Source organism: Verrucomicrobiia bacterium (assembly GCA_035577545.1).
In the GTDB taxonomy this organism is placed as follows: domain Bacteria; phylum Verrucomicrobiota; class Verrucomicrobiia; order Palsa-1439; family Palsa-1439; genus Palsa-1439.
Map to the genome: position 1 here is coordinate 61,010 of DATLVI010000035.1, position 15,613 is coordinate 76,622.

At 58.3% G+C, this 15,613-nt stretch carries 15 protein-coding genes; 8 read left to right on the forward strand and 7 right to left on the reverse strand.

Annotated elements, in window-relative coordinates:
* Positions 1-17 precede the first annotated feature (17 nt).
* The 4 genes from VNL17_13415 to lpxB all read left to right on the forward strand — a co-directional run bounded on the left by VNL17_13415 (position 18) and on the right by lpxB (position 3,751).
* Positions 18-749, forward strand: coding sequence for a sugar phosphate isomerase/epimerase (locus VNL17_13415; protein HXI85079.1), 732 nt, complete (start codon positions 18-20; stop codon positions 747-749).
* 67 nt (positions 750-816) lie between these two features.
* Positions 817-1,635: a UDP-2,3-diacylglucosamine diphosphatase LpxI gene (gene lpxI / locus VNL17_13420; protein HXI85080.1), complete on the forward strand. Its 819-nt coding sequence runs from the start codon at positions 817-819 to the stop codon at positions 1,633-1,635.
* Positions 1,632-2,657 (forward strand): Gfo/Idh/MocA family oxidoreductase, encoded by a 1,026-nt coding sequence (locus VNL17_13425; protein HXI85081.1) that lies wholly within the window; start codon positions 1,632-1,634, stop codon positions 2,655-2,657. Before lpxI ends, VNL17_13425 begins: the two co-directional genes overlap by 4 nt.
* A gap of 5 nt (positions 2,658-2,662) precedes the next feature.
* Entirely contained in the window at positions 2,663-3,751 is a 1,089-nt protein-coding gene (lpxB, locus tag VNL17_13430; GenBank protein HXI85082.1) for a lipid-A-disaccharide synthase, read from the forward strand.
* A gap of 42 nt (positions 3,752-3,793) precedes the next feature.
* Here lpxB and VNL17_13435 read toward each other — a convergent pair whose 3' ends face one another.
* The 3 genes from VNL17_13435 to VNL17_13445 all read right to left on the reverse strand — a co-directional run bounded on the left by VNL17_13435 (position 3,794) and on the right by VNL17_13445 (position 6,137).
* Positions 3,794-4,045, reverse strand: a complete 252-nt coding sequence (locus VNL17_13435; GenBank protein HXI85083.1) for a hypothetical protein — start codon at positions 4,043-4,045, stop codon at positions 3,794-3,796.
* Positions 4,046-4,123: 78 nt separating this feature from the next.
* A complete protein-coding gene (locus VNL17_13440; protein ID HXI85084.1) occupies positions 4,124-4,966 on the reverse strand; it encodes a farnesyl diphosphate synthase in 843 nt (280 codons plus the stop codon).
* An 871-nt stretch (positions 4,967-5,837) separates the two neighbouring features.
* A complete protein-coding gene (locus tag VNL17_13445; protein ID HXI85085.1) occupies positions 5,838-6,137 on the reverse strand; it encodes a hypothetical protein in 300 nt (99 codons plus the stop codon).
* 612 nt (positions 6,138-6,749) lie between these two features.
* Here VNL17_13445 and VNL17_13450 point away from each other — a divergent pair.
* Genes VNL17_13450 through VNL17_13460 form a run of 3 tightly spaced genes read left to right on the forward strand, consistent with a single transcriptional unit; the run spans position 6,750 to position 9,176 of the window.
* Positions 6,750-7,088 carry an FmdB family zinc ribbon protein gene (locus VNL17_13450; protein ID HXI85086.1) on the forward strand — a complete coding sequence of 113 codons (339 nt, stop codon included), beginning with the start codon at positions 6,750-6,752 and terminating at the stop codon, positions 7,086-7,088.
* A 3-nt stretch (positions 7,089-7,091) separates the two neighbouring features.
* Complete coding sequence (locus VNL17_13455; GenBank protein HXI85087.1) at positions 7,092-7,829, forward strand: zinc ribbon domain-containing protein; 738 nt, start codon at positions 7,092-7,094, stop codon at positions 7,827-7,829.
* A 15-nt stretch (positions 7,830-7,844) separates the two neighbouring features.
* The gene (locus tag VNL17_13460; protein ID HXI85088.1) at positions 7,845-9,176 is read left to right on the forward strand and encodes a hypothetical protein; all 1,332 of its coding nucleotides are present in this window, start codon (positions 7,845-7,847) and stop codon (positions 9,174-9,176) included.
* Here the strand turns inward: VNL17_13460 and VNL17_13465 are convergent.
* Positions 9,170-11,746: a valine--tRNA ligase gene (locus VNL17_13465; GenBank protein HXI85089.1), complete on the reverse strand. Its 2,577-nt coding sequence runs from the start codon at positions 11,744-11,746 to the stop codon at positions 9,170-9,172. The two genes, VNL17_13460 and VNL17_13465, sit on opposite strands and share 7 nt — an antisense overlap.
* Before the next feature lie 34 nt (positions 11,747-11,780).
* The gene (locus VNL17_13470; protein ID HXI85090.1) at positions 11,781-13,913 is read right to left on the reverse strand and encodes a YfhO family protein; all 2,133 of its coding nucleotides are present in this window, start codon (positions 13,911-13,913) and stop codon (positions 11,781-11,783) included.
* 156 nt (positions 13,914-14,069) lie between these two features.
* Between VNL17_13470 and VNL17_13475 the strand changes: the two genes are divergently transcribed.
* Complete coding sequence (locus VNL17_13475) at positions 14,070-14,552, forward strand: hypothetical protein (GenBank protein HXI85091.1); 483 nt, start codon at positions 14,070-14,072, stop codon at positions 14,550-14,552.
* Here the strand turns inward: VNL17_13475 and VNL17_13480 are convergent, their stop codons facing one another.
* Entirely contained in the window at positions 14,553-15,125 is a 573-nt protein-coding gene (locus VNL17_13480) for a GNAT family N-acetyltransferase (GenBank protein ID HXI85092.1), read from the reverse strand.
* On the reverse strand, positions 15,088-15,609 hold the full coding sequence (locus tag VNL17_13485) for an MOSC domain-containing protein (protein HXI85093.1): 522 nt from the start codon (positions 15,607-15,609) through the stop codon (positions 15,088-15,090). Before VNL17_13485 ends, VNL17_13480 begins: the two co-directional genes overlap by 38 nt.
* Positions 15,610-15,613: the final 4 nt, after the last annotated feature.

Genomic DNA, 15,613 nt, shown 5'->3' on the forward strand with positions numbered 1-15,613 from the left:
TTACTCGGATAGCCTTTATGCCAAACTCACTGGCGCTGCAACTCTACAGCCTGCGCCACGAGACCGCCACGAACCCCGAAGCCGTCGTGCGCAAAGTGCCGGCGCTCGGGTTCAACGGCGTTGAGATGGCCGGCAACTACGGATGGTCGGTAGAGCAGTGGAAGAGAATTCTCGAGGAGACGAAGCTGCAGGTCGTTGGCGCCCATGTGGGCCTGGAGACGCTCGAAAAGGAATGGGACACACAAACGAAGTTTCAGCGCGTCATCGGCAATAACCGCCTCGTGATCCCATCGATTCCCAAGACCTTGCAGACGGCGGAAGGCTTCTCGGACGCGGCCCGACGATTGAACACTCTCGGTGAGCGCGCCAAATCGGAGGGCTTCGCATTGCTTTACCACAATCACGCCTATGAATTCTTGCCGCTCGCAGGCGAACGTTGCGGCATGGATATTCTGCTGGCGGAAACCGACCCGCAACTCCTCGGCTTGGAAGTTGACACGTATTGGGTCGAGCGGGGTGGACACAACAGCCTCGAATACATCCAACGACACCTGTCGCGCATCGGTCTACTTCATGCCAAGGAATTCTCCCATGACGGCCGCGACGTGCCGGCCGGGCAGGGTGACATCGATTGGAAAACGATCATTCCACTGGTTCGTTCTCGTGGCTGTCCGATCGTCGTCGAATACGAAGCGGACAATGCCGTTGAAGCAGTTGCCGCGAGCGCACGATATTTGCGCGAGATTTAACTCTCGACGCAGGCCAGAATGTTTCCTTGCCATCGGCTGGCGAAGCGGCAAGAATCTGCGCACACGGATGGAGCCACTTGGCATCATTGCAGGAAACGGCGATTTCCCCCTGATCCTGGCCCGCTCGACGCGGCAGCTTGGCGGCGGGCGGACTATCGCGGCGGCGTTTGAGGGGGAAACGAAGCCGGAGATCGACGGGGCGGTTGATGAGGTGGAGTGGGTCAAGCTCGGCCAACTGAACAAGCTGATCGAAGTGTTCACCTCCCGTGGCGTGAAGCGCGCCGTCATGGCGGGTGGCATCACGCCTTCCAACCTTTTCAGGAACCTGCGCCTTGATCTGCGCATGACGGGTGTCGCTTTGAGGCTCAAGGAACGTAATGCCGAGACCATCTTCGGCGCGATTGCCGCGGAGATGGCGAAGGACGGCGTCGAACTCATTGACCCACGCCCATTCCTCGGCGACTCGGTCCCAAAGTCCGGCGTGCTCACCCGTCACAAGCCCGGCAAGGAACAGCAGGAGGACATCGAATTTGGGCTGAAGATCGGCAAAGCAGTCAGCGCGCTCGATATTGGCCAGACCGTTGTCGTCAAAAAAGGCACGGTGCTGGCGGTGGAAGGGTTTGAAGGCACGGACGAATGTATTCGCCGCGGCGGCGCGCTGGCAGGGGAGAAGGGCGGCGCGGTGGTCGTCAAGGTCAGCAAGCCACAACACGATTTTCGGTTCGATATTCCGTGCATTGGGGAAAAGACCATCGAGTCGTGCCGGACTGGAAAGATCTCCGTGTTTGCGATGGAAGCGGGACGAAGCCTGCTGCTTGATAAGGACAAGTTGCTGAAGGCGGCGAATGAAATTGGACTGAGCCTCGTGGCGGTGCAATCCGCATGAGCGATATTCTCAAAGTCGGCGTGGTCGGTGTCGGGCATCTCGGCTCGCAGCACGCGCGCATCTATTCCGAGTTGGCCAAGCGATCCAACGGCGTATATTCGTTCGTCGGTGTATTTGACACCGACAACATTCGCGTGCGCGCGCTGACGGAAAAAGTTGGCGGCGGCGCGTTCGAGAGCGCGGTGGAACTGGCGAACTTTGCGGACGCGGTCAGCGTGGCGACGCCGACGGAGACGCATTACAAGGTCGCGAAAGTGTTCCTGGAGCGCGGGAAGCATGTGCTCGTGGAGAAGCCGATTACCGACAGCCTCAATGAAGCTGAGGAATTGGTCGCGCTCGCGCGGAAAAACAAATGCGTGTTCCAGGTCGGCCATGTCGAGCGCTTCAACCCGGTCATGCGCTACCTGAACGAAGTGCTGGAAGAAGCGCGCTTCATCGAAGTGCACCGCCTCTCGCCGTACCCGGGCCGCTCGACGGACATCGGTGTCGTGCTCGATTTAATGATTCACGACCTCGACGTGGTGTTGTCGCTGGTGAAATCGCCGCTGGTTGCCGTCGATGCGGTCGGCATCCCCGTGCTCAGCGAGAGCGAAGATATTGCCAATGTGCGATTGAAGTTTGCCAACGGCTGCGTGGCCAACATCACGGCCAGCCGGGTGTCGGCGGAAAAGATGCGGAAGATTCGGGTGTTTGGACAGACTTCACATGGCGCTGCGTACGTGTCGCTCGATTACATGAAGCAGGAGGGCGAGAGTTATCGTGTTGCCGCGGAGGACGCGCAGGAATCCGGTTTGCTGAAGAAACTGCTCGCGGGCAAGCACGCGAGCATTGTCAGCGAATTCGGCGGAAGAAAGATCGTGCGCGAACCGGTCCCCATCGAACGCGACGAGCCGCTCAAACTGGAATTGCAACATTTCCTCGATGCGATCCGCTTCCACCGCGACCCGCTCGTCACCGGCGAAGCCGCCAAACAGGCGCTGGAAGTGGCGATGGAGATCACCGAGCAGGTGCGGCGGCAGTGACATTGATGTTCATCGCAGGCGAAGCCTCGGGGGACGCGCATGCGGCGGAACTGATCAAGGCGCTGCGGTCGAAGGCTCCGGATGTTGTGGTTTTCGGTGCGGGCGGGCCGAAGATGCAGGCGGCGGGGATGGAGTTGCTGCTGGACCTTACTGAGCATGCGGTGGTTGGGCTGGTCGAGGTGCTGAAGAATTACGGCAAGTTTCGCCGGATCTTCTGGGACCTGGTGCACGAGGCAGAGAAGCGGCGGCCGGACGCGGTGGTGTTGGTGGATTTCCCGGGGTTTAACCTGCGGTTCGCCGCGCAGATGAACCGGCGCGGAATCAAGGTCATCTACTATATCTCGCCGCAGTTATGGGCGTGGCATGCAAGCCGGGCCAAACAGATCGAGCGGGACGTGGACTTGATGCTCTGCATTTTTCCATTCGAGAAGGACTGGTACGCCAAACATGCGCCCAGGTTACGCGTGGAGTTCGTCGGGCATCCGTTTGCGGAGAAGATCAAGGCGGAAGGCAGGGGGATCGAGCGGGAAAAGAAGCTGGTCTTGCTCTTGCCCGGCAGTCGCGAGCGAGAGGTGGCGAAGATTTGGCCGATCATGATGGAGGTCGTGGACCGGATGCCGACGGATGTGAAGTTTGTCGCAGTGGCGGTGAACGAGCAATCGGCGGCGATGATGAAACATCCGCGTATAACCGTGGATGTTGGCAAAGCGCACGAAGGGATGCGGCGCGCGACGCTGGCGATTACCGCCAGCGGAACGGCTACGATGGAATGCGCGTTCTACGGCTGTCCAATGATCGTGGTCTACAAAGTGAACTGGCTGACCTATCTCATCGGGCGCCTGGTCGTGAAGGTCAACTGGCTCGGCATGCCGAACGTGATCGCCGGTCGCGAAATTGTGCCGGAGTTTATCCAGCACGCCGCGCAACCAGAGCGCATCGCCGCCGTGGCGCGTGAACTGTTGGAGACCGATGCGAAGCGAGACGCCATGCAGCGCGATCTCGCTAGCGTTGTGACCAGCCTTGGCGGAATCGGTGCAAGCAAACACGCGGCAACCACCATCACGAACTTGCTTTCGTCCGCAGCCGGTGTCTAACGTCCATCCGCATTCCGGCCGCGTGTGGCTGAGCGGCGACCGTTACGCAGCCGCTTTCAGTTTGTTTCTTTCCATCTCCGTTTCGTGCAGGAGACCCTGGATTGACTCGGCATCGGCGGAGGCATCCGAAAACGGTTTGCCCAGGCCGCTGGCCACGGAGTCGAGCCCGGCTTGCGCCGCATCCGCCTGCACTTTGGCCAGTTTCTCGATCAACGCCGCGTAGCTGTTGTGAACGTCCCTGATTTTTCCAACGAACTGCTCCAGCACTACAACCTTGTCTTGTTGCTCGTTCATACTGTCCTCCCGATTGTAATTTGCAGCAGAAAGCATAGTCCGTCAAAAAAAGTTCTTCCGGAGATGCTCCGAAAGCGATCAGTTCTTCCGCGTTAGGAAGAAATCAGCGATGGCGCGGAGGGGGTCGGCTTGCTTGCCGAAGACGGAAAGTTGTTTGTGGGCGTCGGCGACGAGGTCAGCGGCGTATTGGCGTGACTTGTCGAGGCCGAGGACGGTGGGGAAGGTGGACTTGTTGTTTTTCTCGTCGGCGCGGACACTCTTGCCCATGATTTCCTTGGTGCTCGTCGCGTCGAGAATGTCGTCGATGACCTGAAACGCGACACCGAGGTCTTGGCCGTAGCGGGTCAGGCGTTTGAGCCCGGATGGCGTGGCGTTGCCGGCCATCGCGCCGAGGCGGATCGACGTGGTGATGAGGGCGGCCGTTTTATTGCGATGGGTGGTTTTGACTTCCTCAAGGCTGGCGCGGCGCTCTTCGTTCTCGAGATCTTGGACCTGTCCCGCGATGAGTCGCAGGCTGCCGGCAGCCATGGCGAGGTCGCTTACCAAGGCGCGCACCGGATAGCGTTTTGGCGGATTGCTTTTCGCGACCAAGGCGAACGCCTCGGTCAGCAAAGCGTCACCCGCCAGCACGGCGATGCCTTCGCCGAAAACTTTATGGTTCGTGGGTTTGCCGCGACGCAAATCGTCGTCGTCCATGCTCGGCAGATCGTCGTGGATGAGCGAGTAGGTATGGATGCATTCCACAGCGCAGGCCAGCGGCATGGCGATCGCGGGCTTGCCGCCAACCGCCTCACACGCGGCGAGACAGAGGACGGGCCGAATGCGTTTCCCACCCGCAAAAATCGAGTAGCGCATCGCCTTGTGGATCGTGGGCGGCGCGGCGGTTTCGGGCGGCAAAAGTTTGTCGAGTGCCGCATCCACGCGCCCACACACGCGATCCAAGTACTGATTTAGATTAAACGCAGCAGGGAATTTCAACACGCCTCCTCACTTGGCGAGGTATCGTACGGGGCGGGGCGTTTTTTTCAAGAGAAAGTTTCGCGCGCCAGCAATGTCCATTACCGTAAATCCGTATGCTGACCAACGATACTACGCGCTCCGTCGAGAACGCCCTGGTCACTCAGTGCTTTCAGCGGAATGACTTGCGCGACGCTCGGGGAAATGAAGACAAAAAGGAAATGTTTTGACTGACGCCCGCGTGGTATTGCTGACCACTTAATTGTTTGGGCAAATGCGGCTCCGCTGGTGTGCATGCCTTCGGAATCGAAAGTGTATGTAAACGGTCCTTGTGCTAGTTTGTTACGACGGTTCCTCCATACCACCCGAGCCGTAATGAGTGGGATGAATGAAAAGGCCCACAGAGCCACTAGCACTTCTAACACGCTGGGGTAACGTCGGACGCAAAGTGGCAACACAAGCACGAACACGCCAGCCAACGGGAAAATGATGTAATAGATGACGCGTACACCCTGATAGCGAATCAGTACGAGCGATGCGATAAAGATCTCCCAAAAGGCTGGGTTGACTGTTACCGAAACACGATTTGGAACTGAAGTGTCCATTTGAACGTAACGACGTGAACTGAGCCACGACTGGCTGGTGATGTCAATCGTGAAAACGGGTGTGAACCCAAGGTGCTGGCATGTTTTCGACGACTCCAGAAATTCGCCGTTACCTAAGCGAAGTGAATGGTTTGGCTGGGGTGCTGACGTCTACGCGTATCGAGAGATCCTTCGCTTCGCTCAGAATGACAACTCGCGAAGAACGTTTCCAACGCCTTTGGGGGTTATCATTACCTTGCCAGGCGTCGATCAAGCACCTTCTGGAGTTCGGGCAGCTTCTTGTTAATCCAATCGGCGGCCCGGCCATCCTGGATGCTGATCCAGGCGCGGTGTTGTTGTGGCCAGAGAGTCAGTTCCAACGTGCCTGACTGACCCGGGATCTTTGCGTGCCAGTGTATGCAACCGGGGAATTTCTTGAGCGTTTCACGCGGAGAAGCCTGCAAACCAACTGCGGCGAGCGTGGCTTCAATCGTCTTCTCTGCTTTGGAGAGATTCGCGCTCGGTGGTAATTCGATTTCGATATTTTGCATCAGGGCTCTCGCTTCAGTTTGTTTAGAGCGCAAAAGGAACTCAGCCACGGTGGAGTGACGATGTCAACCGCGAAGGCGCGCCTATCGTAAATCGATAATTCTGCTGGACACGGTGCGGTGGGGTGGGTATAGTCGGGGAAATGAATGAACGTCAACTTCGGGGTGCAATTGTCCAACTTCCAAGAGGAACAGGAGGGGAGCAAGCAGACGGCGAAAGAGTGAAGAGGGGGCGCATATACGTTTTTGCGAAACGAACCCACCGTTTTGGTGGGCTAGATTTGGTGGAACGTCTGTTCTATCAGAGACTTCCGAGGCTTGCAGAAGGTTTTTGCAGGTGGGTTCGTTTTGGAAAACGAACCCACCGGAGGGCGCTTTTGGTGCGGTATTCAGGTGTATTGAAGAAAAATATGGCGGTTTAGCGTCGACTTTTCGAATCTCAACGATGGGAGAAGCACGGCTGCAACCGGCAAAGTCATTTGGGCACCACGCCCTGGTTAGGCTACCACCATATGTCGCTCGTGCTGGAGAATTGAGTGCGGGAATGGTATACTAGCGAAATCGCGGTTGACTTGAACCAAGGAGTTGTTCGATAAGAAAGTGCCTTTTTTGCATATGCCGACCTACGAATACGAATGCCAGAAATGCGGGCATCATTATGAGTTGTACCAGTCGATCAAGGATGGTCCGAAGAGAACCTGCCCGAAGTGTCACGGTCGCGTGAAACGGTTGCTTGGGACGGGAGCCGGGCTGATTTTCAAAGGGTCCGGCTTTTACATTACGGATTATCGAAAGCCGAGTTACGCGGAGAGCGCAAAAAAGGACAACCCCGCGCCGACCACACCTGTCACCCCCGCAGCCGGTTCGACAACCAGCGCGAAGACGAGCCCGGCGAAACCGGCCAGCGCACCCACGAAGTCAGGCGAGACAAAGGCGACGAAGAAGAAGGATTAATTCATGGTCATTTGCCAAAAATGCGGGTACGACAACGAATTGGGCCGCATCTTTTGCCACTCCTGCGGGGCCAAACTCAATCTCAGTGAGATCAAGTCTCCGAGCCAGGGCGGCAAAGATTTGACCAAGAAGAAGAAGGGCGGGGCGGTGAAGGCGCTCCGACGCGTGGTCAACATTGTGGTCCTACTGGTGGTCGTTGGGACGCTCGTTCTCGCGCTACAGGTTCCGGCGTTGCGGCCCATCAGCACGTCGAACGAGGATTTGACCTCCGTTGACAAGAAGCGGTTCGCGTTGGATGGGCTCAACCTGCAGAAAACCCCCCTTACAATCACGATCAGCGAGACGGAGTTGAACGCGTTCGTCGACACCTTGGGCCTGCAAAAGGGCGAAGCGAAGGGCGCGTACATAGTCCCAAGCAAAGTGCAGATCGAGCTTGGCGATGGTTTCGTCACGGCAATTTATCTCAGCAAGATCCATCTGGCGGGCTCATTTGAGAAGCAGCTTTACCTCAGCTACTCGGGGGTGCCGACCGTGGAGGGCGGCCATTTCGTATTCAAACCCACCGGCGGGTTAGTGGGTTCCCTGTGGATCCATCCGTGGATTCTGGAAAAGACGGGTATCTTTAATCGCTATTATTCGAAGCTCTTTAAGGACCTGGGTCAGGAAAAGCAAATGCTCGATTCCCTCGCTTCGGTTTCGGTGACGTCGAAGCAAGTTACGCTGAAGTACTCGCCACACTAGTTCGTTTGCGGGATTATGAACGCGCGACACTGGAGCCGGTTTCTCGCAGTGGTTGCCGTTGCCCTCGCGCAATCCCGCGTCGCTCGCGCTGCGTCCAACGGCACGAACGCCCTCACGAGCACCATCAGCGCATCGCGTCAGTTCACGGCCTACGCCAACAATCAGCTTCTGCCGTCGGCGCTGTGCGTGTACGCAGAGCGCGTCAAACATGAGTGGTTGCAGCGGATGGACGTGGCCGATACCTGGCGGGATCCGATTCTGCTCGTGGTCAGTCCGCGCGAACCCGCGCGGGCCAATGCGCCCGCGATTTCGATGGCGGTATTCCAGACGGAGAACCATCTCAAATACCAGATCAATTGCCTGTTGCCGCCACCGCTCGACGAAGCCGAACTACTGGTGACAATGGTCGACAGTTTATGCTCGGAGTGGGCGAACCGTGATCAACCGGTGGCTCGCGGACGGTTGTATGCGGCGCCGGTCATGCCACCCTGGCTTGTTCAGGGGCTCGCGGCGTCGATCCAGGGTCGCTTCGATTTCCTGTTGGCGATCGCGCGACGATCGGTGGCGGCCGGCCGGCCGCAGCAGGCGACGGAGGTACTGGACGTCAAGGTTCTGCCCATCGATCCGGCCGACCGACAGCTCTTTCGGGCCAACGCGTGGTTGTTCACGGAAAGTCTCCTTGCGTTGCCGGATGGTTCACGGAAGTTACGAAGTTTCCTGTCGGGACTCGGCACGGAAAAGGTTGCGAGCAACGCGTTCTGGACGGTCTACCACCAGGATTTTCCAGAGAGGGCAGCGCTTGAGAAATGGTGGAACCTGGAGGAAGCCCGGCGAACGTCCGTGACCGTGGCGGAGAACCTCTCCGCCGTGGAAACGGCACACCAACTGAACGCGATCCTCGTCGCGAAGATCGGTCCGACCAAGTGGCAGAAAGGGATGCCCGAGGAAACGGAGACGACCATCGACAAACTCTGGCAGTACACCGATGAGGCCTGGCTGACGGATGTTTTGAAACTGAAGATTAGCCAGTTCGGCGCTTTGCGTGCCCAAGCGCACCCCTCCTACCAACCCGTGCTGGATGAATACATCGAAGCGATGACGTGGCTCTTTCAGAGCAATACCGTCCGCTTTCGACGCGCGGTAAAGCATGCGGCGGTGGGGCAAGCCGCGGTCGACAAGCAGTCGCGGGCAATTGCCGTCTACATGGATCAAGCCGAGCGGGCGTACGCGCCGGAGGAACTTTCCCAGGTGTTCAACGGCTACTTTCAAGCCTTTGATCAGGCGCAAAAGCTGGAAGGGGAGCGGCGCAGTCCCATCAGCGATTACCTCGACAAATTCGATCACTGAAGAGCGCGCAGCAGCGCCTGGACTTTTTCCCGTTGCTCACGCAGCTGTTGCTGTCGCTCGCGTTCGCGCTGCACGGCGATGGGCGCAGCGCGGCTGGTAAAATTTTCATTGGCCAACTTCGCTTCCGTTGTGGCGAGTTGCTTTTCGGTGTCCGCCAGTTGCTTGGTGAGACGCGCAAGCTCGGCTTTGGGATCGACAGCGCCGACCATGAAAATCGTTGCCGCCTGCGTCACCAGGCTGGGCGTCAGACCCGTCGTCTGGTAATCCGATTCGATGGTCAAACTCTCGGCCAAGAGAATTTGCGTCAGAAATGGAATCTCTGTCGCAATGAAATCTGCACGGCGGCTCGGTTTGATGACGAATGTAACCTTCTGGCGAGGCTCAATCCCGTAGTCACTGCGCAGTTGTCGGCCGGCCGTCACGATGCCGTATAAATCCTGCACTTTCGGCATGACGTCGGCGATTTCACCATCAACCAAGTCGGCCTTCGGCCATGACGCAACCTGGATGGTTTCCGAGCCGTAACCCATGCCATGCCAAAGCTCTTCGGTGATGAACGGTGCGAAGGGATGCAACAGGCGCAATGTTGTCCCAAAAACGGTGTCGAGCATGGCGATGTTGGGGGAGACTTTGCTGGCCTCGATGTACCAATCGCAGAAATCACCCCACACGAAATCATAGAGCTGCTTCGCTGCCTCGTTGAACTTGTATGCATCGAGCGACGCAGCCACGCGCGAGACGGTGTTCGCGAGCGCTCCCAGGATATTCTGGTCGTGCGCATTCGGCGGACGCGCAGATGGATTGGCGGCGCGCTGCATTTGGATGAAGCGTGCGGCGTTCCAGAGTTTGTTCATGAAGTTGCGGCCAACTTCGCTGCGTTTTTCATCGAACAAGATATCCTGTCCCTGCGGCGCGATAAGCATCAAGCCGAAGCGCAGGCCGTCGGCGCCGTACTTCGCGATGAGGTCAAGTGGGTCAGGCGAATTGCCCAGCGACTTTGACATCTTGCGGCCCTGCGTGTCGCGAATGATGCCGGTGAAATAGACGTTAGAGAACGGCTTGGCGTCCGTGTACTCGTACCCGGCCATGATCATGCGCGCGACCCAGAGGAAGATAATGTCCGGGCCGGTGACGAGATCAGTCGTGGGGTAAAATTTCTCCAATGTCTTGGTTTTGTCGGGCCACCCCATCGTGGCGAACGGCCAAAGCCAGGAACTGAACCATGTGTCCAGCACGTCGGGGTCCTGCGTCCAGCCATCGCCCGTTGGCACGTCAATGCCGCAGTAGATCTCGTCGCCGCGATACCAGACGGGAATGCGATGGCCCCACCAAAGTTGGCGGCTGAGACACCAGTCTCTGATGTTGCGCATCCAATGCATGTAGGTCTTAGTCCAACGCTCGGGGCAGAATTGTACAGTGTTCCTTTCGAGTGCCTCGATGGAGCGGGAGACTTGCGGATACCTGAGAAACCACTGTTCGCTCAGGTACGGCTCGATGGGCACATTGCTGCGTTCGCTGTAGCCAACGTTGTGCGTGTAGTCTTCGACTTTGAGCAACAAACTCTCGCGCTTCAAGGCTTCGACGACAGCCTCGCGCGCCTCCAGACGGTCGAGGTCTTCGTAGTCGTCGCCCGCTTCCGCGGTCATCCTCCCGCCGGGGCCGATAACGACGGTGAAAGGTAATTTGTGGCGCAGCGCCATCTCGTAATCAGCAACATCGTGCGCGGGCGTGACCTTGACGCAGCCCGTGCCGAATTTCGGATCGACTGCTTCATCGGCGATGACGGGAATCTGTTTATTCTTTAACGGCAGCAACAACTTCTTGCCGATGAGCTTTTGATAGCGTGCATCGGCCGGATTCACCGCCACCGCTTCGTCGCCAAGCATCGTTTCGGGACGCGTGGTGGCGACAACTATGAATTCATCCGAGCCAACGATCGGGTATTTGATGTGCCAGAGGTGCCCTTGCGTCTCGGTCATGATCACTTCTTCGTCGGAAAGGGCGGTACGCGCCGACGGATCCCAGTTGACCATCCGCTTGCCTCGATAGATCAGGCCCTTCTTGTAGAGATCGACGAAAACCTGCAGGACGCAGCGCGAGTAGGCTTCGTCCATCGTGAAGCGTTCGCGGGTCCAATCGCATGAGCAACCGAGCTTCTTGAGTTGCTGGATGATGATGCCGCCGTGCTTCTCTTTCCATTCCCAGACTTTTTCGACGAACTTTTCGCGGCCAAGGTCGTCGCGGTGCTTCATGACGCCCTGTTTCTTCAGCGTCTTCTCGACGACCGTTTGCGTTGCAATGCCCGCGTGGTCAATGCCCGGCAACCAGAGCACTTCAAAGCCTTGCATGCGTTTGCGGCGGGCGAGGATGTCCTGCAGCGTGTTGTTAAGCACGTGTCCCATCGTCAATACGCCCGTCACGTTGGGCGGCGGCATGACAATCGAATAGGCCGGCTTCGTGGACGCCGGGTTGGGGGTGAAGCAACCCTTCGCCAGCCAGTCGGCGTACCACTTGTCCTCAACCAGGTTCGGCTCGTAGGCCTTCGAGATTTCTGTCGGTGCAGTGCCCATCGCACAGGGGTTGTAGCGGAGAGTCGCGGACAATTCAACCACAGAGAGGTTGGGAACGGCGGGAGACAAGCAGCGGAACCAGCAAGAGCAGGCTGACTAGGGAGATAGCGGCTCCAGTCCTTGCGCCAGGGGTGGCGTATCGCAGGCGTACCTGGTGGATACCGGGATCCAAGCGGACGGCGAGGGCAAAATCGTCGGCGGGAAGGATCGGAACCGGCGCTCCGTCCACGTTGGCAGTCCAGCCGGGATCGAAAGACTCGAGCACGCGAAGGAAACCAGCCTGGTTGGTTCGAACTTTCAACACGATGACATCACTTGAAGGACGGTCGTAGGTGACCGCCCCGTCGAAATCAGGAGTAGCAGGAGGCGGCGGCGTGGGCTTGTCCGCGTTTGGGGGAAGCATTATCAATTCGGTCAGGTTGACACTTGGATCTCGCAGTCGTTCGTGAATCTTCGCCTCATTCAGGAAAACGGCCTGCGAAGATCGGAGAAACGACGCGCGGGACACCGCGAGGGGAACTGCGTAAACGTGCACGGTACCCTTGGCGTCAAGGCGGGGCAAATCGTCCAGTTCTTGGGATGTGACGACCAATTTCGTTGCGGTGGCAGCGAGTGCGCGGGCGCTCATCTGCGAGCCATCAAGTTTTTGGATATTCAAGGTGGGAGGCTTGTCGGTCAGGTCGATCAGTGCCCGGTAGGGCCGGGCGAGGATGACGGAGTCAAAGAAGCCGATATCGTCAATCTCGCGATTCAGCGGCGAGGCAATGGCGGAGTCCATGGCGATCCGCCCATTACTGATTTGGGTGAGCCAAGTCTCATTGACACTGTGAACGCGAAAGCTGGCCGCTGGGAGCGCGCGAATGAAACGCAGATCATGTCCCCCGAGATCCCAGGCATGCACGACCAGCGCCAGGAAGGCCGCTCCCACAACCCACGTGCGCGCCTTTGGCGGCGGATTGCGTAACCAAGAATCCAGGGCTCCGCCCAAGGCCAGAGCCAATGTGAAGGTTGTCAGGTAGATCTGGCGCGATGGACTGCGCAGGATGGTACCGGGAATCGACGAACGGAGGGATTGCGTAAGAGGTAAGGCTAGAATTAGGGCCAAACTCCCCAGCACGATGAAAAATGGCCAAGGACGCTGACGTCCTTTACCCCGCAATATCAGGAAGATCAGCGCGAGGAGCGGCAACCAACCGACGTAACAGACTGTGTCCCAGAAATACGCCGTGTTGGGATAATGAGCAAACAGTGGGTTCCCACTAAAAGGGTCAGGAAATCCATCCTTCCAGGGGAAGAGATAGCTGGCCAGCCGTGCGTAAGGAAATGAGATGTCGTTCTGTGGCGCGTCCAATGAGAGCAAGCGGGTGCTACGGCGGACGAGTTGAAACATAGGCCAAAGGACGAAGCCGGCCAATCCGACGCCCAGAACCATTGCGCCCAGCGGCTTGAGGGCGCGGGTGTCGCGTGCTTGGTAGAGCAGATAAAGGATCGCAGTGGCCAGGGCGTAGATGGGGAGTTGTGGATGACCGGCCATCACAACGCAACCGGTGGCGACGCTTAAAGCCAGAAGGGGAAGATTACACCCGCGACTCGATGATGGTTCTCGAAGATTTATCTCAATCAACCAAAGTAACAAGGGTAGCGCGGGGTAAGCTTCCAGGAGAGGCAGGTGCCCCGCCATGGTGCGGGCAGCGAAGAACCCCGACGCGGCGAACGTCCAGCCGCTGGTTGCCGCAGGTAGGGGCGCCAAACCGACACGGCGGCAGTACAAATACGTGAACAACGCGGCCAACCCGGCGGCCAGGTTCACACCCAGCGCGTACGCCTGCAGTGGGTCGACAAGCAGGAGCAATAGACGTGTGGGGATAAAAGGGAAGCTCTGCATGTTCGACCAAAAGGGCGTGCCCAGTAATTCGCGCGAATACCACGCCGGCAGGAACGGGTGTGGGCCGAGGAGGGCTTCACGGGCATAGCTCAGGCGGTGCGTATGAAGCTGAAGGTAATCGAACCCAAAAAGAGTGTGGGTGCCGCCCAAGACAAGCCATGGGCGGTAGAGGGCCGCAACCGCCATTAGCATCACGCCGACGGCGAGGAAGTCTGGGAAGCGCCGGGAGCGGGTGTAACCTTTCGTCTTGGGATCGGCGGGGAGTTGGTTGCGGGAATTCACGAATCTGGTTGTCTCGGAAAACAGGGAATCTCATTTCCCTGGTTGGAGGAGTCTATTATTTGGAGCGCTGGTCAGACAATCCAAATCATCTCGCCAGTCACGCGAGGCTCATATGCCGGTCTTGAGTGCGAAGCCGGTTGCGTGTAGTCTTCCCTCATGACCAACGAGGAACGCAAGCCAATCGTCAAGGAACTGCTGGCCAAGGGGCTGACGCTTTCCCAAATCCAGGATTACCTCCACAAGGAGAAGAACGACCCGATCAAGTATATGGATTTGCGGTTGTTGTTGTCCGAGATGCCGGACGCCAAGTTGCCAGAGAAAGAACTGCTGAAGACCGTGTTGCCGCCAGCCGCCCCTGCAGCCGGTGCGGGCGGGAAGCTTGCTCCGAATGACATGGGAACGGCGGAGTCGGGGACCAGCAGCAAGCTTTCGATCAGTGTTGATCAAGTTCCCGCACCGGGCTCGATGCTGAGCGGGTACGCGCGGTTCTCCTCGGGGGCGAAGGCACATTGGGTCCTCGATGAGATGGGACGGTTGGGACTCGATCCCGAGCTCGGCTCCGGCAAGCCGACGGAGAAGGACATGCAGGAGTTCAGCGCAGAATTGCGCCGTATGTTGCAGCAAACGGGCGGGATGTAGTTAGCCTCGCGTTGGGTCCACAAACTCCGAACGCAGAATCCCGTAGGCTTCCACATCGAAGAACTCTCCCCATTTCTTCACATGCTGGCGGAGACGGCCTTCGTGGCGCATGCCGACTTTCTGCATGACACGCCCCGAGGCCGGGTTATGGCTGAAGTGGTGGGCATGCACCCGGTTCAGGTGGAGTTCGGTGAACGCGAAGTGTAAAACTGCGCGCGCGGCTTCAGTGCAGTACCCGCGGCCCCAATACGGCTTTCCCACCCAGTAACCCAACTCCCCAATCTCCTGGTTGAGCTTGAGAACCAGTCCGATGGCGCCGATGAGTTCGCCGCTTTCTTCGAGGATGATGGCAAAGACAGTTTCTTCGCTCCTATCGAACCGTTCCTGGTGCGAACCAATCCACGCCTCGGCCAGGTCGTCTTCGTAGGGATGAGGAATGTTCTTTGTCATCGCGGCAACATCACGGTCACCGGCCAGGAGTTGCACGCGCGGCGCGTCGCTCAATCCAAACGGGCGGAGGACAAGCCGCTGGGTCTCAAGCGTGGGGCGCTTCTTTGCGGATGGTGTCGCCAAGCCGGACCTCCCCTCCGTGAATCACCCGTGCGAGAACGCCCCGCAGATGCAACGCCGAACCTTCTGGCGTATTGGTGAGATCCAGCACGGCCTTTCCGTAGCGGCGTTCAAACTTGCTGCAACCCGTGTGTGGAACATCCGTGACTTCCAATACGACCTCGCCAATGCGCAAACGCGTGCCGGGGGGGACGTTGTCCTCATGCAGGTCGAGATCCACGATCAAATTGTCGCCGGCGAGGTTCATACGTTCGGATTCACCGGCAATGGCTTCGAGAAACCGGGAATTCATCACCGAAATCTGCACGAGCGGATCAGCGTTGGCCTTTAGGCTCCAACGATCACCAGCAACGCCGTGCTCTATACTGAGAGTCGCTTGCGGTGGCGTCTGACGTTGATCGTGCGGTAACCGCAACACAATCAGCTTCAGCGTGCCAGCGTCTTTTGGGCTGGCGCGAACCAAATCAAGTAGAGCCTGGGAATCCATTTGG